The 15,372-nt window shown below is 72.7% G+C and carries 10 protein-coding genes and 3 pseudogenes; 9 read left to right on the top strand and 4 right to left on the bottom strand.

What is annotated here, in order from left to right:
• Nucleotides 1–264 precede the first annotated feature (264 nt).
• Together JM949_RS05340 and JM949_RS05335 are read left to right on the top strand one after the other, a co-directional pair.
• A pseudogene (locus tag JM949_RS05340) lies at nt 265–1,146 on the top strand (ATP-binding cassette domain-containing protein); the annotation flags it as partial.
• Nucleotides 1,143–1,970: an ABC transporter permease gene (locus JM949_RS05335; protein WP_203147323.1), complete on the top strand. Its 828-nt coding sequence runs from the start codon at nt 1,143–1,145 to the stop codon at nt 1,968–1,970. The pseudogene JM949_RS05340 and the gene JM949_RS05335, both read left to right, overlap by 4 nt.
• Here the strand turns inward: JM949_RS05335 and JM949_RS05330 are convergent.
• Nucleotides 1,967–4,567, bottom strand: a complete 2,601-nt coding sequence (locus tag JM949_RS05330; RefSeq protein ID WP_238432631.1) for an ATP-binding protein — start codon at nt 4,565–4,567, stop codon at nt 1,967–1,969. The two genes, JM949_RS05335 and JM949_RS05330, sit on opposite strands and share 4 nt — an antisense overlap.
• Nucleotides 4,507–5,145, bottom strand: a complete 639-nt coding sequence (locus JM949_RS36495; RefSeq protein ID WP_238432630.1) for an AfsR/SARP family transcriptional regulator — start codon at nt 5,143–5,145, stop codon at nt 4,507–4,509. The genes JM949_RS05330 and JM949_RS36495 overlap by 61 nt, the downstream gene beginning before the upstream one ends.
• A 147-nt stretch (nt 5,146–5,292) precedes the next feature.
• Between JM949_RS36495 and JM949_RS05325 the strand changes: the two are divergent.
• From JM949_RS05325 to JM949_RS05315, 3 genes and pseudogenes are all read left to right on the top strand, one after another.
• Nucleotides 5,293–6,197, top strand: a pseudogene (locus JM949_RS05325) (siderophore-interacting protein).
• Nucleotides 6,198–6,327: 130 nt separating this feature from the next.
• Nucleotides 6,328–7,787: pseudogene (locus tag JM949_RS05320) on the top strand (SDR family NAD(P)-dependent oxidoreductase).
• Between the two features lie 51 nt (nt 7,788–7,838).
• On the top strand, nt 7,839–8,315 hold the full coding sequence (locus JM949_RS05315) for a heme-degrading domain-containing protein (protein WP_203147322.1): 477 nt from the start codon (nt 7,839–7,841) through the stop codon (nt 8,313–8,315).
• A 13-nt stretch (nt 8,316–8,328) separates the two neighbouring features.
• Here JM949_RS05315 and JM949_RS05310 read toward each other — a convergent pair whose 3' ends face one another.
• Nucleotides 8,329–9,705, bottom strand: coding sequence for an FAD-dependent oxidoreductase (locus tag JM949_RS05310; RefSeq protein ID WP_203147321.1), 1,377 nt, complete (start codon nt 9,703–9,705; stop codon nt 8,329–8,331).
• 237 nt (nt 9,706–9,942) lie between these two features.
• On the opposite strand from JM949_RS05310, the gene JM949_RS05305 reads away from it, so the two are divergent.
• Nucleotides 9,943–11,316 carry a serine hydrolase domain-containing protein gene (locus JM949_RS05305; RefSeq protein ID WP_203147320.1) on the top strand — a complete coding sequence of 458 codons (1,374 nt, stop codon included), beginning with the start codon at nt 9,943–9,945 and terminating at the stop codon, nt 11,314–11,316.
• 85 nt (nt 11,317–11,401) lie between these two features.
• Nucleotides 11,402–12,730 carry an alpha/beta hydrolase gene (locus JM949_RS05300; protein ID WP_203147319.1) on the top strand — a complete coding sequence of 443 codons (1,329 nt, stop codon included), beginning with the start codon at nt 11,402–11,404 and terminating at the stop codon, nt 12,728–12,730.
• Nucleotides 12,731–12,757: 27 nt separating this feature from the next.
• Here the strand turns inward: JM949_RS05300 and JM949_RS05295 are convergent, their stop codons facing one another.
• Nucleotides 12,758–13,984, bottom strand: coding sequence for an MFS transporter (locus JM949_RS05295; protein WP_203147318.1), 1,227 nt, complete (start codon nt 13,982–13,984; stop codon nt 12,758–12,760).
• 41 nt (nt 13,985–14,025) lie between these two features.
• On the opposite strand from JM949_RS05295, the gene JM949_RS05290 reads away from it, so the two are divergent.
• Together JM949_RS05290 and JM949_RS05285 are read left to right on the top strand one after the other, a co-directional pair.
• Entirely contained in the window at nt 14,026–15,120 is a 1,095-nt protein-coding gene (locus JM949_RS05290) for an ROK family transcriptional regulator (RefSeq protein WP_203147317.1), read from the top strand.
• Nucleotides 15,121–15,131: 11 nt separating this feature from the next.
• Complete coding sequence (locus JM949_RS05285) at nt 15,132–15,299, top strand: Rossmann-fold NAD(P)-binding domain-containing protein (protein WP_238432629.1); 168 nt, start codon at nt 15,132–15,134, stop codon at nt 15,297–15,299.
• The last annotated feature ends 73 nt before the right edge of the window (nt 15,300–15,372 follow it).

Genomic DNA, 15,372 nt, shown 5'->3' with positions numbered 1-15,372 from the left:
GCACCCCGATGAGCGGTATGCCGGTGAGTCATGAATATGCCCCGCAGGCATACCTACCGCGTTCACCTCAACCTGGCTTGACGGTTCCAGGGTCCGACATGAACCTGTCAGCCCGTGTCGGTGCCGTGTCGGGGCGGTGTCAGCCGACCGGTGCAGGCTGTTCGCATGACAGCTGATCTGGTGATCGAGGCCGAGGGCCTGGTGAAGACCTTCGGGAGGACGAGGGCCTTGCGGGGGGTCGACCTTGCCGTCCCCCGGGGGTCGGTGCTCGGCGTGCTCGGGCCCAATGGCGCCGGCAAGACCACCGCCGTCCGCATCCTCTCCACCCTCCTGACCCCGGACGGTGGCACCGCCCGGATCGGCGGGTTCGACGTGGTTCGGGACGCCGAACGCGTTCGGCAGAGCATCGGGCTCACCGGCCAGTACGCCTCGGTCGACGAGGACCTGACCGGGCGGCAGAACCTGGAGCTGTTCGGCACCCTGCTGGAGCTGGGCCGTGCTGGCGCGCGACGACGAGCAGCCGAACTCCTCGACTGGTTCGACCTGACCGACGCCGCGAACCGGCCGGCCAAGACCTACTCCGGTGGCATGCGACGGCGGCTGGACCTGGCCGCCAGCCTCGTCGGGTCTCCCGACGTGATCTTTCTGGACGAGCCGACGACCGGGCTCGACCCGGCCAAGCGCGAGGACATGTGGGACGTGGTCCGCTCGCTGGTCCGTAACGGCTCGACGGTGCTGCTCACCACGCAGTACCTGGAGGAGGCCGACGCCCTCGCCGACGCGATCACGGTGATCGACCACGGCCGGGTCATCGCGCACGACACCCCCGACGGGCTCAAGCGGGTGGTCGGCGGGCAGACCCTCGAGGTCCGGCCGGCGGACCCGGCGCACCTGCCCCGAACCGCCGAGATCCTGACCCGGGTCGGCTCCGGCGGGCAGGCCGACGAGATCCGCAAGGGTGTGCTCGCGGTGCCGGTCACCGACGACACGGCCCTGACCGAGAGCGTCGCGCGGTTCGCCACGGCCGGCATCGCGGTCACCGAACTCTCCCTGCACCTGCCGAGCCTCGACGAGGTCTTCTTCACCCTCACCGGACGCACCGCATCCGACGACGACACCACCCGCCCCACGGAGGTCGCGGCATGAGCACAGTGATCGACGCGGCACCGACCAGCGGCCGTGGGCTGACCAGCTCCGTGCCGAACCCACGGCCGTTCCGGCTGGTCCGGCACTCGTTGGCGCTCGCCAAGCGCAGCCTCATCAAGACCTGGCGAACACCCGAGGCGCTCATCGACGTCACGTTGCAGCCGGTGCTGTTCCTCATCATCTTCGTGTACGTCTTCGGCGGCGCGGTCGCCGGTTCGACACACGACTACCTTCAGTTCCTGCTGCCCGGCATCCTGGTGCAGACCATCGCCACCGGCGCCATCGCGATCGGCGTCAACCTCAACACCGACATCGCCAAGGGCATCTTCGACCGGTTCCGGTCGATGCCGATCCCCCGCTCCGCACCTCTGCTCGGCGCGGTCCTCGGCGACGTGGTCCGGTACGTGATCGTCTCGGTCACCACCCTCGCGATCGGCTATCTGATGGGTTTCCGGATCGACACCGACCTGTTCCGGGCGGTCGCCGGGTGTCTGCTCGCGGTGCTGTTCGCGCTCTGTTTGAGCTGGCTGCCGGTCTACGTGTCGATGAAGGTACGTACCCCGGGTGCCGTGCAGGGCGTGATGTTCGCGCTGATCATGCCGCTGAGCTTCGCGTCGAACGTGTTCGTCGCCGCCGACACGCTGCCTGGTTGGATGCGGGCGTTCGTGGACGTCAACCCGATGACCCACCTGGTGGCATCGGTGCGCGGACTGTTCCTCGGCACACCACTGAACTCGCACGTGTGGTGGACGCTCGCCTGGTGCGCCGGCTTCGTGGCGGTGTTCATGCCACTGGCGCTGCGCGCGTACCGCAGGAAGATCTAGCTCAGCAGGTCGTCCATCACCTCGCGGATGCGGGCGACCACGACGGCGACCGGCCGCTCGCGCCACGCGGCCGACAACGGCTCACGCTGCTCCTCGCTGCCGAGGGCGGCGGTGAGCCGTTCGCCGTTCCCGGGTGGGAAGAACGTCCCGACGTGGCCGCCGATCCGCGACCCGAGCACGCACAGTTCCCGGGCGGCTGCCACCTCGCCCCGGTGCGCCGCGAGGTCGGCGCCGCCCAACGCCCAGGCCCCGATCACCGGCAGGTCGTTGGAGCCGAGCGCCTCGTCCCGGGCCAGCGCCAGCAACCCGGTGGCGGCGGCGTGGCCGGCCGGCTCCGACCCGTGCCGCACCTGCCCCAACCGCAACCGTAGGACGGCCACCGCGACCCGGAAGATGACGCGCGGCTGCGGCGGCGCGCCGGTCCACCCGGCCAGCACCCTGGTCACCCCCTCGGCGTGGCCGAGTGCCTCGTCGTAGCGTTCACGCTGCCAGGCGAGGTGGGCCAGCCCGAGCCGGGCCTGCGCGATGTCCATCTCCTCGGCCTCGCCCGCGACCGCCGTGTCGGCGAGTCGCCGCTCGGCCTCCCGGTCACCAGCCAGCGCGAGCTGCACATCCAGCCGGATCCGGATCGAGCGGGCGTCCTGCGCCGCCCCGATCACCTCCATGTGCTGGATGCTGAGGGTCAACCAGTGGGTCGCCCGGGCACCGCCGCGCGGAGTCAGGAACTGCCCGACGACTCCCGCCGCCATCGCCATCAGCCAGTGGTCACCGACCGCCTCGAAACGGCGGTACGCCTGCTCGGCGTCGACCACCGACGCCTCGGGAGAGCCGGCGTTCTCCCGAACGGCGGCGCGGGCGAAGTAGCCGATCCCCTGGACGTACGGGTCCGGGTGCGCGATCAGCTCGGCGGCGCCCTTCATGGACCGCTCCGGCTCCGCCGTGTCGAAGCCGGGCAACGCCGTGGCGAGCGCGGACTGCCGGGCCGACACCTCGCCGGACCGTTCGGCGAGGGCTGCCCGCAGCCCTCGGCGGGCGATGACGGCGAGCCGGAGGTCACCGCTGATGCCGGCGTTGACCCCGATCAGCAGGCAGGTGTGCACGAGCCGGTCGGCGTCCGGCAGGGGGCGTCGGGTGGACCCACCGCGCAGGATCGCCGAGTGTCGCCGCCGCGGTGGCTCGTCGACGTGCAGCAGGCCCCGCGCCCAGCCGAGGACCTCCAGGTGCAGACCCCGCACGGACCAGAGGTGGAACAGCGCGGCGGCGACGTCGATCGCGCCCGGCTCGTCGTCGGTGGCGAGCGACCAACGCAGCGCGGCGACCAGGTTGTCCTGCTGGGCGGCACAGCGGTTGAGCGCCGCGACCTGGCCGGGGCCGACGAACCGGCCGGCGAGCGTCACGGCTTCGGTTCGCGCCCAGTCGACCAGGCCGGCCATGGCCGGTTCCCGGTCGCCGGTCTGGTCGAGGCGGGCCTCCCCGTACTCGCGGACGGTTTCGAGCATCCGGTAGCGCGGCGGGCCCTCCCCCTCGACCAGGGTCAGCAGGGACTGTTCGACGAGCGTCGCCAGACCGCGTCGGACGTCCGGGTGCCGGGCGACCGAGGCGGCGAGGTCCGCGGTGAACGCGGCGGGGATGACCGCCACCCGCTGGAGCAGCTCACGGTCGGCGGGCGCGAGCAGTTCACGACTCCAGTCGACCATCGTCCACAGGCTCGCGTGCCGCTCGGGCAGGCCGCGTAGCGCGTCGTCGAGCAGGGCGAACCGGTCGATCAGTCCGGCGAACACGTCGTCGATCGGCATGTGGCGCAGTCGCGCGGCGGCCAGTTCGAGCGCCAACGGCAGGTTGTCGAGCCGGTGGCACAGGGCGAGCGCCCGTTCGGCGTCCCAGGTCGGCACCGCGCCGCCCGCCCGTGCCCGGGACTGGATCAGGGCGAGCGCGTCGGCGTCCGGCAACGTGGTCAGTCGGTGCACCCGTTCGCCGGCCAGGCCCAGCGGGGCCCGGCTCGTGGCGAGCACCGCGACGTCCGCGCTCGTCACCGCGATCAGGTCCGCGACGACGACGGCCACCGCGTCGAGCACGTGCTCGCAGTTGTCCAGCACCACCAGCCCGTCGAGGTCCGGCGCCACCGCGCGCAGGCGCTCCTCCGGGTTGAGAACCCGCCGTTCCAGACCGAGGTTGCCGCCGGTCGGCGTGGTGTCCGCCCCGCCGAGGGCGGCCAGGACGGTGGGCAGCACCTCGTGGGGTGACCGCAGGCCGGCGAGTTCGACCACGCGGACCGCCTGCCCGGCCGCCGCCGCGCGCCTGGTCACCTCGGCCGCGAGTCGGGTCTTGCCCGCCCCGCCGGTCGCCACGATCGTCACCACTGGTGTCTCGGCGAGCGCGTCGGTGACGGTCTCGACGTCACGTTCCCGCCCGACGAGGGTGGTCAGGGGGCGGCGCCACGCGGCGGGCAGCGCGATCCGTGCCGGGTGCCGGGGCGGCGCCGTGCCGGTCGCGGCGGTGAGCTCACCGCGGAGCAGCGCCAGGTGAACCTCGGTGATCACGGGTGACGGGTCGGCGCCGTACCGGTCGGCGAGGTCGGTGCGGAGCCGCTCGACCACCTCCAGCGCTCGGCCTCCCGCCCCTGGGCGGCGAGCACCCGCACGAGCAGCGCGGCGGACGGCTCGTCCGGCGGGGTACGCGCCACCAGCCGGCCAAGGTCGACCTCGTCGAACGGGCCCGCACCGGCGAGTGCCGCCCGGGCGCGCAGCGCGACCACGTCCGCGAACAGGCGGGTGTCCTCGGTGGTGACCAGCTCCGGCACCTCGGGAAACAGGGCCCGCGCCTGGTCGGCCAGGGCGCGGGCGGCACCTGCGTCGCCGCCCTGGAGCACGATCCGCGCCCGGTCGACCAGCGTCCGCGCCTCGACCGCGTCGACGGTGACCTCCTCGGCGGGCAGGCGGTATCCGCCCGGCACGGCGAGCACCGGCAACCCGAGACGGCGTACCCGGGACACCAGCGCCTGGACGGCGCCGGTCGCGTCGTCCGGCGGCGCGCCGTCCCACACCGCGTCCACCAACCGGGGCGTGGAGATCGCTCGTCCCCGCGCTTCGACGAGCGCGCGGACCACCGCCGCGAGCCGTTCACCCCGCACGGGCTGACCGTCGACAGCGACTGGACCGAGGGTGGTGATCTGCACGGAACCAGCATCCCCCACGTGCGCACGACCTCGACGGTCAGCGGTCCGGTGAGCTGGTCGCCGCAGCGCGGGCGGCTTGACACACCGGCATTTCGTTAGGTTAGCCTAACCTCATCGGTAGCTGCCGGCCGATCCGAGAGAGGCACCATGACCGAGACCCTGCCCATCGCCCCGTGGCGCGTGTTCACCGTCACCGTCGCCGCGGTACGCCGACTCAGCCCGTCCTTCACCCGGGTGACCTTCACCGGCGCCGACCTCGACCGCTTCGCCGACAACGGGTACGACCAGCGGATCAAACTGGCGCTGCCGCTGCCCGGTCAGCACGGGGTGAACCTGCCGGGCGGCGCCGACTGGTACCCGACGTGGCGGGCCCGGCCGGAGCACCTGCGCAACCCGGTGCGCACGTACACCGTGCGGGCGGTCCGGCCGCACCTGGCCGAGGTCGACGTCGACCTGGTGCTGCACGGCGACGGCGGCCCGGCGACGCGCTGGGCTCGGCGGGCGAGGGTCGGCGACGAGATCGCCCTCGTCGGCCCGGACGCCGGCTACCACGGCAACCACGGCGGGGTCGAGTTTCGACCGTCGACGGGGGACAGCCTGCTGCTGGCCGGTGACGAGACTGCGTTCCGGCGATCAGCGCCATCTGCGAACGGCTCCCGCTCGACGCCCGGGGCGTGGTCCTGCTCGAGGTGCCCACCGCCGACGACGTGTTGCCGCTGGTCACGCCCCCCGGCGTCGAGGTCCGGTGGCTGCCCCGAGGGCTGCACGGGCCGGGCAGTCGGCTGGTGCCGGCGGTCGCCGCCGCGGCGGGGGAACTGCTGACCCCGGCCGCGTCCGAGGTCGCGCAGGCCGTCCCGGACGTGGACGTGGACGCCGAGATCCTGTGGGAGGTCCCCGACGTGGTCGCCTCGGTGCCGCTGTACGCGTGGCTGGCCGGGGAGGCCGGTGTCATCCGCACCCTGCGCCGACACCTGGTCGCCGAGCGCGGGCTGGACCGGCGGGCGGTGGCCTTCATGGGCTACTGGCGTCTCGGCCAGGCCGACGTCGGCTGAGCACCCGGGGCGCGTCGAGGCCCGGACAACCACGAGGTGCGTCGGAGGCCGCGTGGTGCGTACAGTTTCGGGTCGGACTTGGGGCGGGCCGGCTGGAGCCGGCACGGGATATGGGACGAGACGACGACGCATGACGGTGGACAACATTACCGAAAACGGTCAAGAAGGCATTGACCGAGACCGGCTGGAGGCCTGCCTCAGCGTCTTCGAGGCGTTGGAGGCGCTGCCCTCCGACCACCCCGACGTGGTGCGGGTGCAGCGGGCCACCGCCCGGCTCTACAAGGTGGTCAAGCAGCGGCGGCGCGAGGAACGGCGGGACGCCATCCTCGCCGCCGACCGGGCGGTGACGGAGGCCACCGCCACCGGCGCTCCCGGGCGGATCGACGACGAGACCCAGGGCATCCCCCTCGCGTCCTCCGTCGCGGGCGAGACGGCGGGCTTCCTACACAATCCGCGCGCTGCTACGTCTGCAAGCAGCGCTACCGCGAGGTGGACGCCTTCTACCACCAACTCTGTCCGTCCTGCGCCGCGCTCAACCGGGAACGGCGCGACGCCCGTACCGACCTGACCGGGCGGCGCGCGCTGCTCACCGGTGGCCGCGCCAAGATCGGGATGTACATCGCGCTGCGGCTGCTGCGCGACGGCGCGCACACGACGGTGACGACGCGGTTCCCGCACGACGCGGTACGCAGGTTCGCCGCGATGCCCGACAGCGCCGACTGGCTGCACCGTCTGCGCATCGTCGGGATCGACCTACGCGACCCCGCCCAGGTGATCGCGCTCGCCGACGACGTCAGCAGCCAGGGCCCCCTCGACATCCTGATCAACAACGCGGCGCAGACCGTCCGCCGGTCCCCCGGGGCGTACGCGCAGCTCATCGCCGCCGAGGCCGCGGCCCTGCCGGACGGCCCGCTGCCGGAGCTGATCACGTTCGCCAAGCCGGACGGGCAGGGCGGCCCGGTGGGTAGCCTGACCGCCGGGCCACAGTCGACAGCGCTCACCCCGCATGCGCTCACGGCGCTGGCACTGACCAGCGGCTCGGCCTCGCCGGAACGGATCGCGGCGTCCACGGCCATCGACGCCGGAGGTCTCGTGCCCGACCTCGACTCGGTCAACAGCTGGGTCCAGCGGGTCCAGGAGGTGGACCCGGTCGAGCTGCTCGAAGTGCAGCTGTGCAACGTGACCGCCCCGTTCGTGCTGGTCAGCCGGTTGCGCCCGGCGATGGCCGCGGCGCCGGCCCGCCGCAAGTACGTGGTGAACGTGTCCGCGATGGAGGGCCAGTTCGGCCGCGGCTACAAAGGCCCGGGGCACCCGCACACCAACATGGCCAAGGCGGCGTTGAACATGCTGACCCGCACCAGCGCCGAGGAGATGTTGACCGACGGCATCCTGATGACCAGCGTCGACACCGGTTGGATCACCGACGAACGCCCGCACCCGACGAAGATGCGGCTGGCGGACGAGGGCTTCCACGCGCCGTTGGACCTGGTCGACGGGGCGGCCCGGGTGTACGACCCGATCGTCCGCGGCGAGCAGGGCGAGGACCTGTACGGCTGCTTCCTGAAGGACTACGCGCCCTGCGCCTGGTGATCGCCCGCAACGACGACCGGCGACCAGCCCCGCAACGACGAGGAGAAGAACATGTCAGCTGACCGTGACCCGTGGCCGACGCTGGACGAGCTGCTGCGCGAGGAGAGCGAACTGGAACTCGCCAGCCTGTCCGAGACGGACGCGTACGAGCTGGGGATGCTCGCCGTCGCCGCCGCGCGTGAGCAGCGGTTGCCGGTGGCGGTCGGCGTGTGGCGGGCCGGTCGCCAGCTGTTCCACTGCGGCCTGCCGGGGTCGACGGCCGACAACGACGCCTGGCTGCGCCGCAAGGGGCGGGTGGTGATGCGCTTCGAGCACTCGTCGCTCTATATGGCCCGGTTGTGCCAGGACAAGCAGGTGACGCTGGCCGAGCGGTACGGGCTGCCGGCCGCGCGGTACGCGGCGGCCGGGGGCGCGCTGCCACTGCGGGTGCGCGGCACCGGGGTGGTGGGCTGGGTCGGTGTCTCCGGGCTGCCGCAGCTGGACGACCACCGCTTCGTCGTCGACATCCTGCGCAAGCTCCCCCGCTGAGGCGCACCCGGCTTCAGCGTGCGCGTCGGTTGGCGCGCAGGGCACCCAGGAGCACACCGGGCTGGGCGAGCGTGCTCGGGTGCTCGCGCATCGAGACGACGTCGTTGAACCGGCGCGCGGTCGCCACGTCCGTGACGGTCGCGGTGATGATCTGCCTGCTGGCCCAGCTGGAGAGCCGGTAGCCGCGCGGGTAGGGACCGTCGACGTGCGGCAACGCCAGGTCCGCCGAGGTCGAGATCGACCAGGCGGCGTCGACCACTACCTTCTGCAGGTCGAGGAAGCGCCGCGCGGGCGCCCGCAGATCCGGACCGGACCGCAGGTACGTCGACAGGCAGGCCGAGTGCAGGGCCGCCGCCGTCATGCCCTGCCCGTACACCGGGTTGAAGGAGGCGACCGCGTCCCCGACGCTGATCAGTCCGGCGGGGAACCGCCGCACCGCGTGGAAGTCTCTGCGCCGGCTGTCGGCGTGGTGGTAGGTCTGCACGTCGCCGAGCATCTCCTGGTCGGCGACCTCCCCGAACTCCGGCGGGAACTGCTCGCGCAGCCGACGGACGAAGTCGTCAGCGGTCCGGCCCGGACGGTTGTCGCCGTAACCGGCCATCATCGCCATCCACTGACCGTCCTCGATGGCGAAGAACGCGGCGCCGGCCACGTCGACAGCGGACCGCGGAGTGTGCAGCGCGAGCACGACCGTCGAGGGCGGAGTGACCTCCGGGCGACGGAACAGCGCTGTGGCGTAGTTGAGGTGCACGCTCATCCGCCGGGTGACCGGCCGCTCCCAGCCGGCCTGCTCCAGCCAGTCCGAGAGTCTGCTCGACCGCCCCATGGCGTCGACCACGAGGTCACCGCCCTCGACGCCGGGCACCCCGCCGACGTCGCAGCGGACGCCGGTGACCATGGTGCCGTCGAAGACCAGACCGGTGGCCCGGGCGGTGACCGTCTTGACGTTGGGCAGCCGGAGCACCTGCTGGCGGATCAACCCCTCCAGCAGCGGGCGGCTGCCGGCCAGGCTGTCGTCGTCGTCGGGAACGACGACCTTCAGCCGGCCGTCGAGGTAGTTGCGCCGGGCCGTCGGCGGCGCCTCGATCGCCCCGCGCGCCAGGGCCTGATCGCGAAACCCCGGGAACAGTCGCTCCAGCTGGAAGAGGCCACCGGGCAGCAGTGCGTGCAGCTGGGTGCCCTGGGGTACGCCCGGCCGCGCGCCGGTCACCTGCGGGTCGTCCCGGTCGATGATGACGACGGTGTCGGCGTGGTCGGACAGCACCCGGGCGGCCAGCAGACCCGCGACGCTGCCGCCGACCACGACGGCCGTGCCCAGCACGGGGGAAGGCTGGTCCGGAGGCCGAGCGGCGTTCAGCTCGGCGAAGACCCGGGACGGGGAGAGGGACATCGTGCTCTCCAAAGGGATACGAGATGTGGCGTCCTTCCCCGTGTCGGCCCGCCAAGGGTGCGCGGACCGACCGGTGGACGGTCGTTCGGAGTGACGCCCGCCGATCGTCGCACAACCGGCTGAAGGTCAACCGACTGTGTCCGCCAGCTGACCACCCGTCGGACGATGGGATCGACCCGACCGCCGTTCGGACGGGCCGGTTGCCGGTTGTCGGAGGCGGCTGTCACGCTCTCCGGCATGTCCCTCGCGCGTCGTACCCTGCTCGGTGCCGGCCTGGCCGCCGCGACCTCCGCCCTCACCGGCTGCGGCGACAACGGCGCGGCCGGCCCGGGCGCGGCCAGCCCCGGCGAGGCGATGGCCGCGACCGGCGCCAGCGGAAACCGGGAGGGGTTCGGCTCGGCGGGAAACCCCCGGCGGCCGAGCGCCACCGCGTCCCCGAACGGCGGTGCCGTCGAGGCCGGTCAGGCCCGCTACGCGCCGGACGTGACAGCGCTGCTGCGTCAGCACCTGCCGGCCACCCCGCAGACCGTGCAGCACAAGGGTTTCCCCGGTGCGGTCGCGCTGGTGCTTGTCGACGGGGAGAAGACGGTGCACACCGCCGTCGGGGAGGCGCTGCGCTACGGCGCGGGCCCGAAGCTGCTGCCGGCGGCCCAGCGCGTCGCCATGCGCCCCGACTCCGTCTTCGACCTCGCCTCGGTCACCAAGGTGTACACCGCCATCCTGCTGTTGCAGCAGGTCGACAAGGGGCGGGTCGACCTCGGCGCGCCGGTGCGCGACTACCTGCCCGCCTTCACCGGCGCGGGCAAGGAGCGGGTCACTGTCGAGATGCTGCTCACCCACACCAGCGGCCTCCCGGTCGGCGCGAAGGTCACCGGCCTGCCCGACAACGCGGCCCGCTGGAGCGCCGTGCTCAGCACGCCGCTGGTCGCCGGTGCGGTGCCGGGCACGACGTTCCGCTACTCCAGCGTCGGGCTGATGGTCGCCGGCAAGATCGTCGAGAAGGTCACCGGCCTGCGGCTCGACCAGGCGCTCAAGCGCAACCTGACCGGTCCGCTCGGCCTGTGGAACACCGGCTTCAACCCCGACGGCTGGATGTCGGCGGCCACGAAGGCCAGCCGCCTGGTCGCCACCGACGCCCGCTCGTCCCGGGGTCTGCTGCGGGGCACCGTCCACGACGACGTCGCCAACCACCTCGGTGGCGTCGCGGGTCACGCCGGCGTCTTCGCCAGCGCCGCCGACCTCGCGGTCATCGGTCAGCTGCTTCTCAACGAGGGGACCTACGGGGGCAAGCGGATCCTCGCCGCGGCGACGGTGCGCCGGATGCTCACCGACCACAACGTCGGCAAGCCGGCCATCGACCCGGAGCGGCCCAACCGGACCGCCGCGCACGGCCTCGGGGTCGTGCTCAACCAGAGCTGGTTCATGGGCCGGCTCGCCTCCGCCCGGACCTTCGGCCACACCGGGTTCGCCGGCCCCTCGCTGCTGGTCGCGCCCGACCGCAAGCTCGTGCTGGCCCTGCTCACCAACCGCGCGCACCCGAACTGGAGTTGGTCGGACCCCGACCCGGTCCGCGCCGCCGTGGGCGACCTGCTCGCTCGGGAGATCAACTGACCGCACGGTGTGGACCGCGGCGCCGCACCCTGACACGATACTTGCGCTAGTAGTGCAAATACTTCGTCGTCAAGGTGGAGGATCGATGCACACGTCTCGCCGAAGACTGCTCTGCCTGCTGGCCGGGGTCGCCCTCGCGGCCAGCCTGTCCGTCGCCCCCGTCACGCGCGCCGCCGAAGCCGCCGGCACACCCACGTACCGCCCGGTGATCTTCGTGCACGGCAGCGCGGGCTCGGCCGCGCAGTTCCAGACCCAGGCCAAACGGCTCGCCAGCAACGGCTACCCGATCGACATCATCGAGGCCCACGAGTACGACTCGCCGAACGTCGCGATGATCCTGCCCCAGGTGTACGCCGGCCTGGACACCCGGATCGCCCGCCTGCTGGCGGCGACCGGCGCGGACGCGGTCGACCTGGTCGCGCACTCCCTGGGCACCTTCGTCAGCCAGGGCTACCTCGCCAGCTCGCCGGCGCGCGCCGCCCGGGTGGCGCACTACGTCAACCTGGACGGGCGCACCGCGACCGCCCCACCAGGTGGCGTGCCCACGCTCGCCATCTGGGGTGAGGGCGACCCGACCCGCGCGGTCGTCGGCGCGACGAACGTGCACCTGCCGGAGCAGTCGCACACCCAGACCGTGTCGTCGCCGGAGTCGTTCGGCGAGATGTTCGGGTTCCTCCAGGGTCGTCCGCCCCGCACGACGCGGATCGTGCCCCAACTCCTCGGCACCGCGCGGGTCTCCGGACGCGCGGTGCTCTTCCCGAGCAACGTCGGGCTCACCGGTGCGACAGTCGAGGTCTACCCGGTCCACCCCCTGACCGGCGGCCGGTTGACACACCGGCCCGCGCACCGGGTGCCGCTGGCCGGCGACGGGGCGTTCGGCCCCTTCCCGGTGCTCGCCACCGCCCGTTACGAGTTCGCGATCGTGCGCCCCGGCGCGGCGACGCACCACTTCTACTTCTCGCCGTTTCTCCGCTCGGACTCGTTCCTTCGCCTCGCCACCAGCCTTCCCGGCGAGGGCCTCAGCGCGCTCGTCGACAGCAGCGATCGGCACACGGCGCTGACGATCCAGCGCCAGAAGGAGTGGTGGGGCGACCAGGGCGACGCCGGCGACCGGCTCTGGATCAACGGCCGGGACGTCCTGAACGCGGCGAACACGCCGCGCGCCAAGAGGACGATCGCCATCTTCGCCTTCGACGACGGCAGCGACGGCGTGACCGACCTGACGGCGCCGTTGCCGGAGTTCTTCAGCCAGACCTTCATCACCGGCATGGACCTGTTCATTCCCGCGACGCCGGCACACCTCGGCCTGGTCCGGATCACGGTGGGTCAACGCGGCGGCGGATACCAGGCGATCAACGTGCCCAACTGGAGGTCGAGCACCGACCGGGTGACGGTGAGCGTCGACGACACCTGACCACCGGTCCTGGGCGGCCCGGCCCCATCAGCCCGCGACGGTGGCCGGGACCCGCTCGCGGACCCGACGTCCGGCGGCGAAGCTGACCAGTCCCAGCGCCAGCCCGACGACCGCCAGGACGATGCCGACCCGGGCCGGCGCGAGGTAGCCGAGTCCGGCCGCGATGGCGACACTGCCCAGAGCCGCGCCCAGGCTGTTCGCGATGTTCATGGCCGACTGGTTGAGCGCCGCACCCATCAGTTGCGCCCCCGGCGCGACGGTGATCAGGCGTGCCTGTAGGACCGGACCGAGGTAGAGGCTTGTCGCGCCGACCAGGAACGCGCCTACGAACAGACCGACGCCTGTCGACGCGGCCAGACTGAACGCCGTGATGCTCACGATCATCGCCACGAAGCCGATGACCATGCTCCGGTGCAGGTCACGGTCCGCGAACCAGCCACCCAGGGCGTTGCCGACGGTCATCCCGAGACCGACCGCGACCAGCGCCCACGGCACCGTCGCGGCGGCGAGGCCGGTGACGTCGGTGGTCACCGGCGCGATGTAGCTGTCCACCGCGAAGAACCCGGCGAACCCGATCGCGCCGGTCGCGGCGACCAGCCAGACCTGGGAGGTCCGCAGCGCCCTCAACTCGGCGGCCGGCGAGCCGTCCGCCGCCGCCGCGACCTCCGGGACGACCGCGAACACGGCCAGCAGGGTGAGCAGGAAGACGCCGGCGATGACCAGGTACGCGACGCGCCAGTCGGCCGTCTGCCCGAGCCGCGTGATGAGCGGTACGCCGACCACGTTGCTCACCGTCAGGCCGCTGAGCACTGTGGCGAAACCCCGCGCCTCGTTGCCGGGTCCCCACAGGGTGGCCGCGAGCAGGCCGGCCGCGCCGAAGTACGCGCCGTGCGGCAGCGCGGCCGCGAACCGTGCCACCAGCACCAGCTCGAAGGTGGGGGCGAGCGCGGACGCGACAGTGCCGACGGCGAAGAGCACGAGCAGCCCGAGCACGAGCTTCTTGCGGGGCAGCCGCGCGCTCAGCGCGGCGATCAGGGGCGCGCCCACCACCACGCCGAGCGCGTACGCGGTGATCATCCAGCCGGCGCGGGCGACGGCGTCCGGCGACGACCGGGCGTACTCGTGCGGGAGCAGATTGCGGGCGATCTCCGGCAGCAGGCCCATCGCCACGAACTCGGTCAGGCCGACCGCGACGCCGCCCAGTGCCAGCGCGGCCAACGCCGCCACCCGTCGACCTCTACTCAACTCGATCACCGAAAAAATTTAGCAACAGCGTTGCGTAATAGGGTGGTGAGATGACCCGCGTCACTGCCGACGTCACCTTCCTCCGCGACTACAACCAGGCCCTGGTCATGGCCGTGGGGCGGACCGTCCGATCGTTCGAGCGGTCGACAGTGGTGGAGGCCACCGGCCTGACCCCGCAGGCGGTCTCCAAGGTCATCGCCCGGCTGACCGCCGACGGACTGATCCGTCCCGCCGGCGTCCGACGACCCGGCATCGGCAAGCCCGCTGTCGTCTACGAACTCGTCCCGGACAGCCGGTACGCGATCGGCGCCCACGTGGCTCGGCGCACGTTGCGGCTGGTCCTGGTCGACCTGGCCGGCACCGTGCACCAGTCGGCGGTGAGCCCACTGCCCGGCGACTTCACCCCGAAGCAGCTTCTCGACGCCCTGACCGCCGGGATCGGCGCGCTGACCGGCATCGGCGAGCTGCGCGGCCGGCTCACCGGGCTGGGCATCGGCATGATCGGCCCGCTGGACCACGCCCACGGCCTGGTCCGGGACGCCCACGGCCTACGGCACTGGCACGACGTGCCGCTGCGCGAGGTCGCCGAGCAGCACCTGGGCCTGCCCGTGCACCTCGACAAGGACGTCACCGCGGGGATCACCGCCGAGGCCTGGCGGTACGGCGCGACGTTCGGTGACGCGGCGCTCATCATGGTCGAGTCCGGCATCGGGGCGGGCTTCTGGCTGGGCGGCACTGCCCACCGGGGCGCGCACACCAACGCGGGCGAATTCGGCCACACGGTCGTCGACCTGGACGGGCCCCGCTGCGTCTGCGGTCGCCACGGATGCCTGGAGATCGTGCACCACCACGCCGCCGAGGCCGGGGAGCTGGCCCGCGCCGCCCGCGTCGTGGCGGTGGGCGTCGTCAACCTGCTCCAGACCCTCGACCTCGCCCACGTGGTGCTGGCCGGCGCCGACCTCCTCCGGCACCCGCAGGCCTATCTCGCGGCCGTCGGCGACGCCGTCCAGACGGACGTGCCGCGCGCGGACTGGCTCAGCACGAAAGTGGCCCTCTCCAGCCTCGGCGCGGACGTCATCGCCGCGGGCGCCGCCATGCAGGTGCTCGACCAGCACTACGGCATCCCGGAACTCGCTCCGATCTGAGAACCGACATGATGGCCGGCTACGACGGCGACAAGATGGATCCCGCCGACGTGGTGCGCGGCGCGCTGGACGGCATCGAAGCCGGCCGGATCGAGGTCCTCGCCGACGAGTGGAGCGCGCACGTCAAGGCGTCCCTGGCCAACGATCCGAGCGACTTCTACGCCGCGACCGGGCGGTAGGGACGCCCGCCGGCGTGCGGGGCGGGCCGCTCAGCCGCCGGCGATGGGCGGTGCGGCGTGGGCGACGGCCCGG

Source organism: Micromonospora tarensis (genome assembly GCF_016803395.1).
In the GTDB taxonomy this organism is placed as follows: domain Bacteria; phylum Actinomycetota; class Actinomycetes; order Mycobacteriales; family Micromonosporaceae; genus Micromonospora; species Micromonospora tarensis.
This window is presented reverse-complemented; position numbering and strand designations above follow the sequence as displayed.

Coding starts and splice junctions, on each gene's coding strand:
- JM949_RS05335 (WP_203147323.1), top strand. CDS start 1,143: ATGAGCACAGTGATCGACGCGGCACCGACCAGCGGCCGTGGGCTGACC.
- JM949_RS05315 (WP_203147322.1), top strand. CDS start 7,839: ATGTCAGCTGACCGTGACCCGTGGCCGACGCTGGACGAGCTGCTGCGC.
- JM949_RS05310 (WP_203147321.1), bottom strand. CDS start 9,705: ATGTCCCTCTCCCCGTCCCGGGTCTTCGCCGAGCTGAACGCCGCTCGG.
- JM949_RS05305 (WP_203147320.1), top strand. CDS start 9,943: ATGTCCCTCGCGCGTCGTACCCTGCTCGGTGCCGGCCTGGCCGCCGCG.
- JM949_RS05300 (WP_203147319.1), top strand. CDS start 11,402: ATGCACACGTCTCGCCGAAGACTGCTCTGCCTGCTGGCCGGGGTCGCC.
- JM949_RS05290 (WP_203147317.1), top strand. CDS start 14,026: ATGACCCGCGTCACTGCCGACGTCACCTTCCTCCGCGACTACAACCAG.
- JM949_RS05285 (WP_238432629.1), top strand. CDS start 15,132: ATGGCCGGCTACGACGGCGACAAGATGGATCCCGCCGACGTGGTGCGC.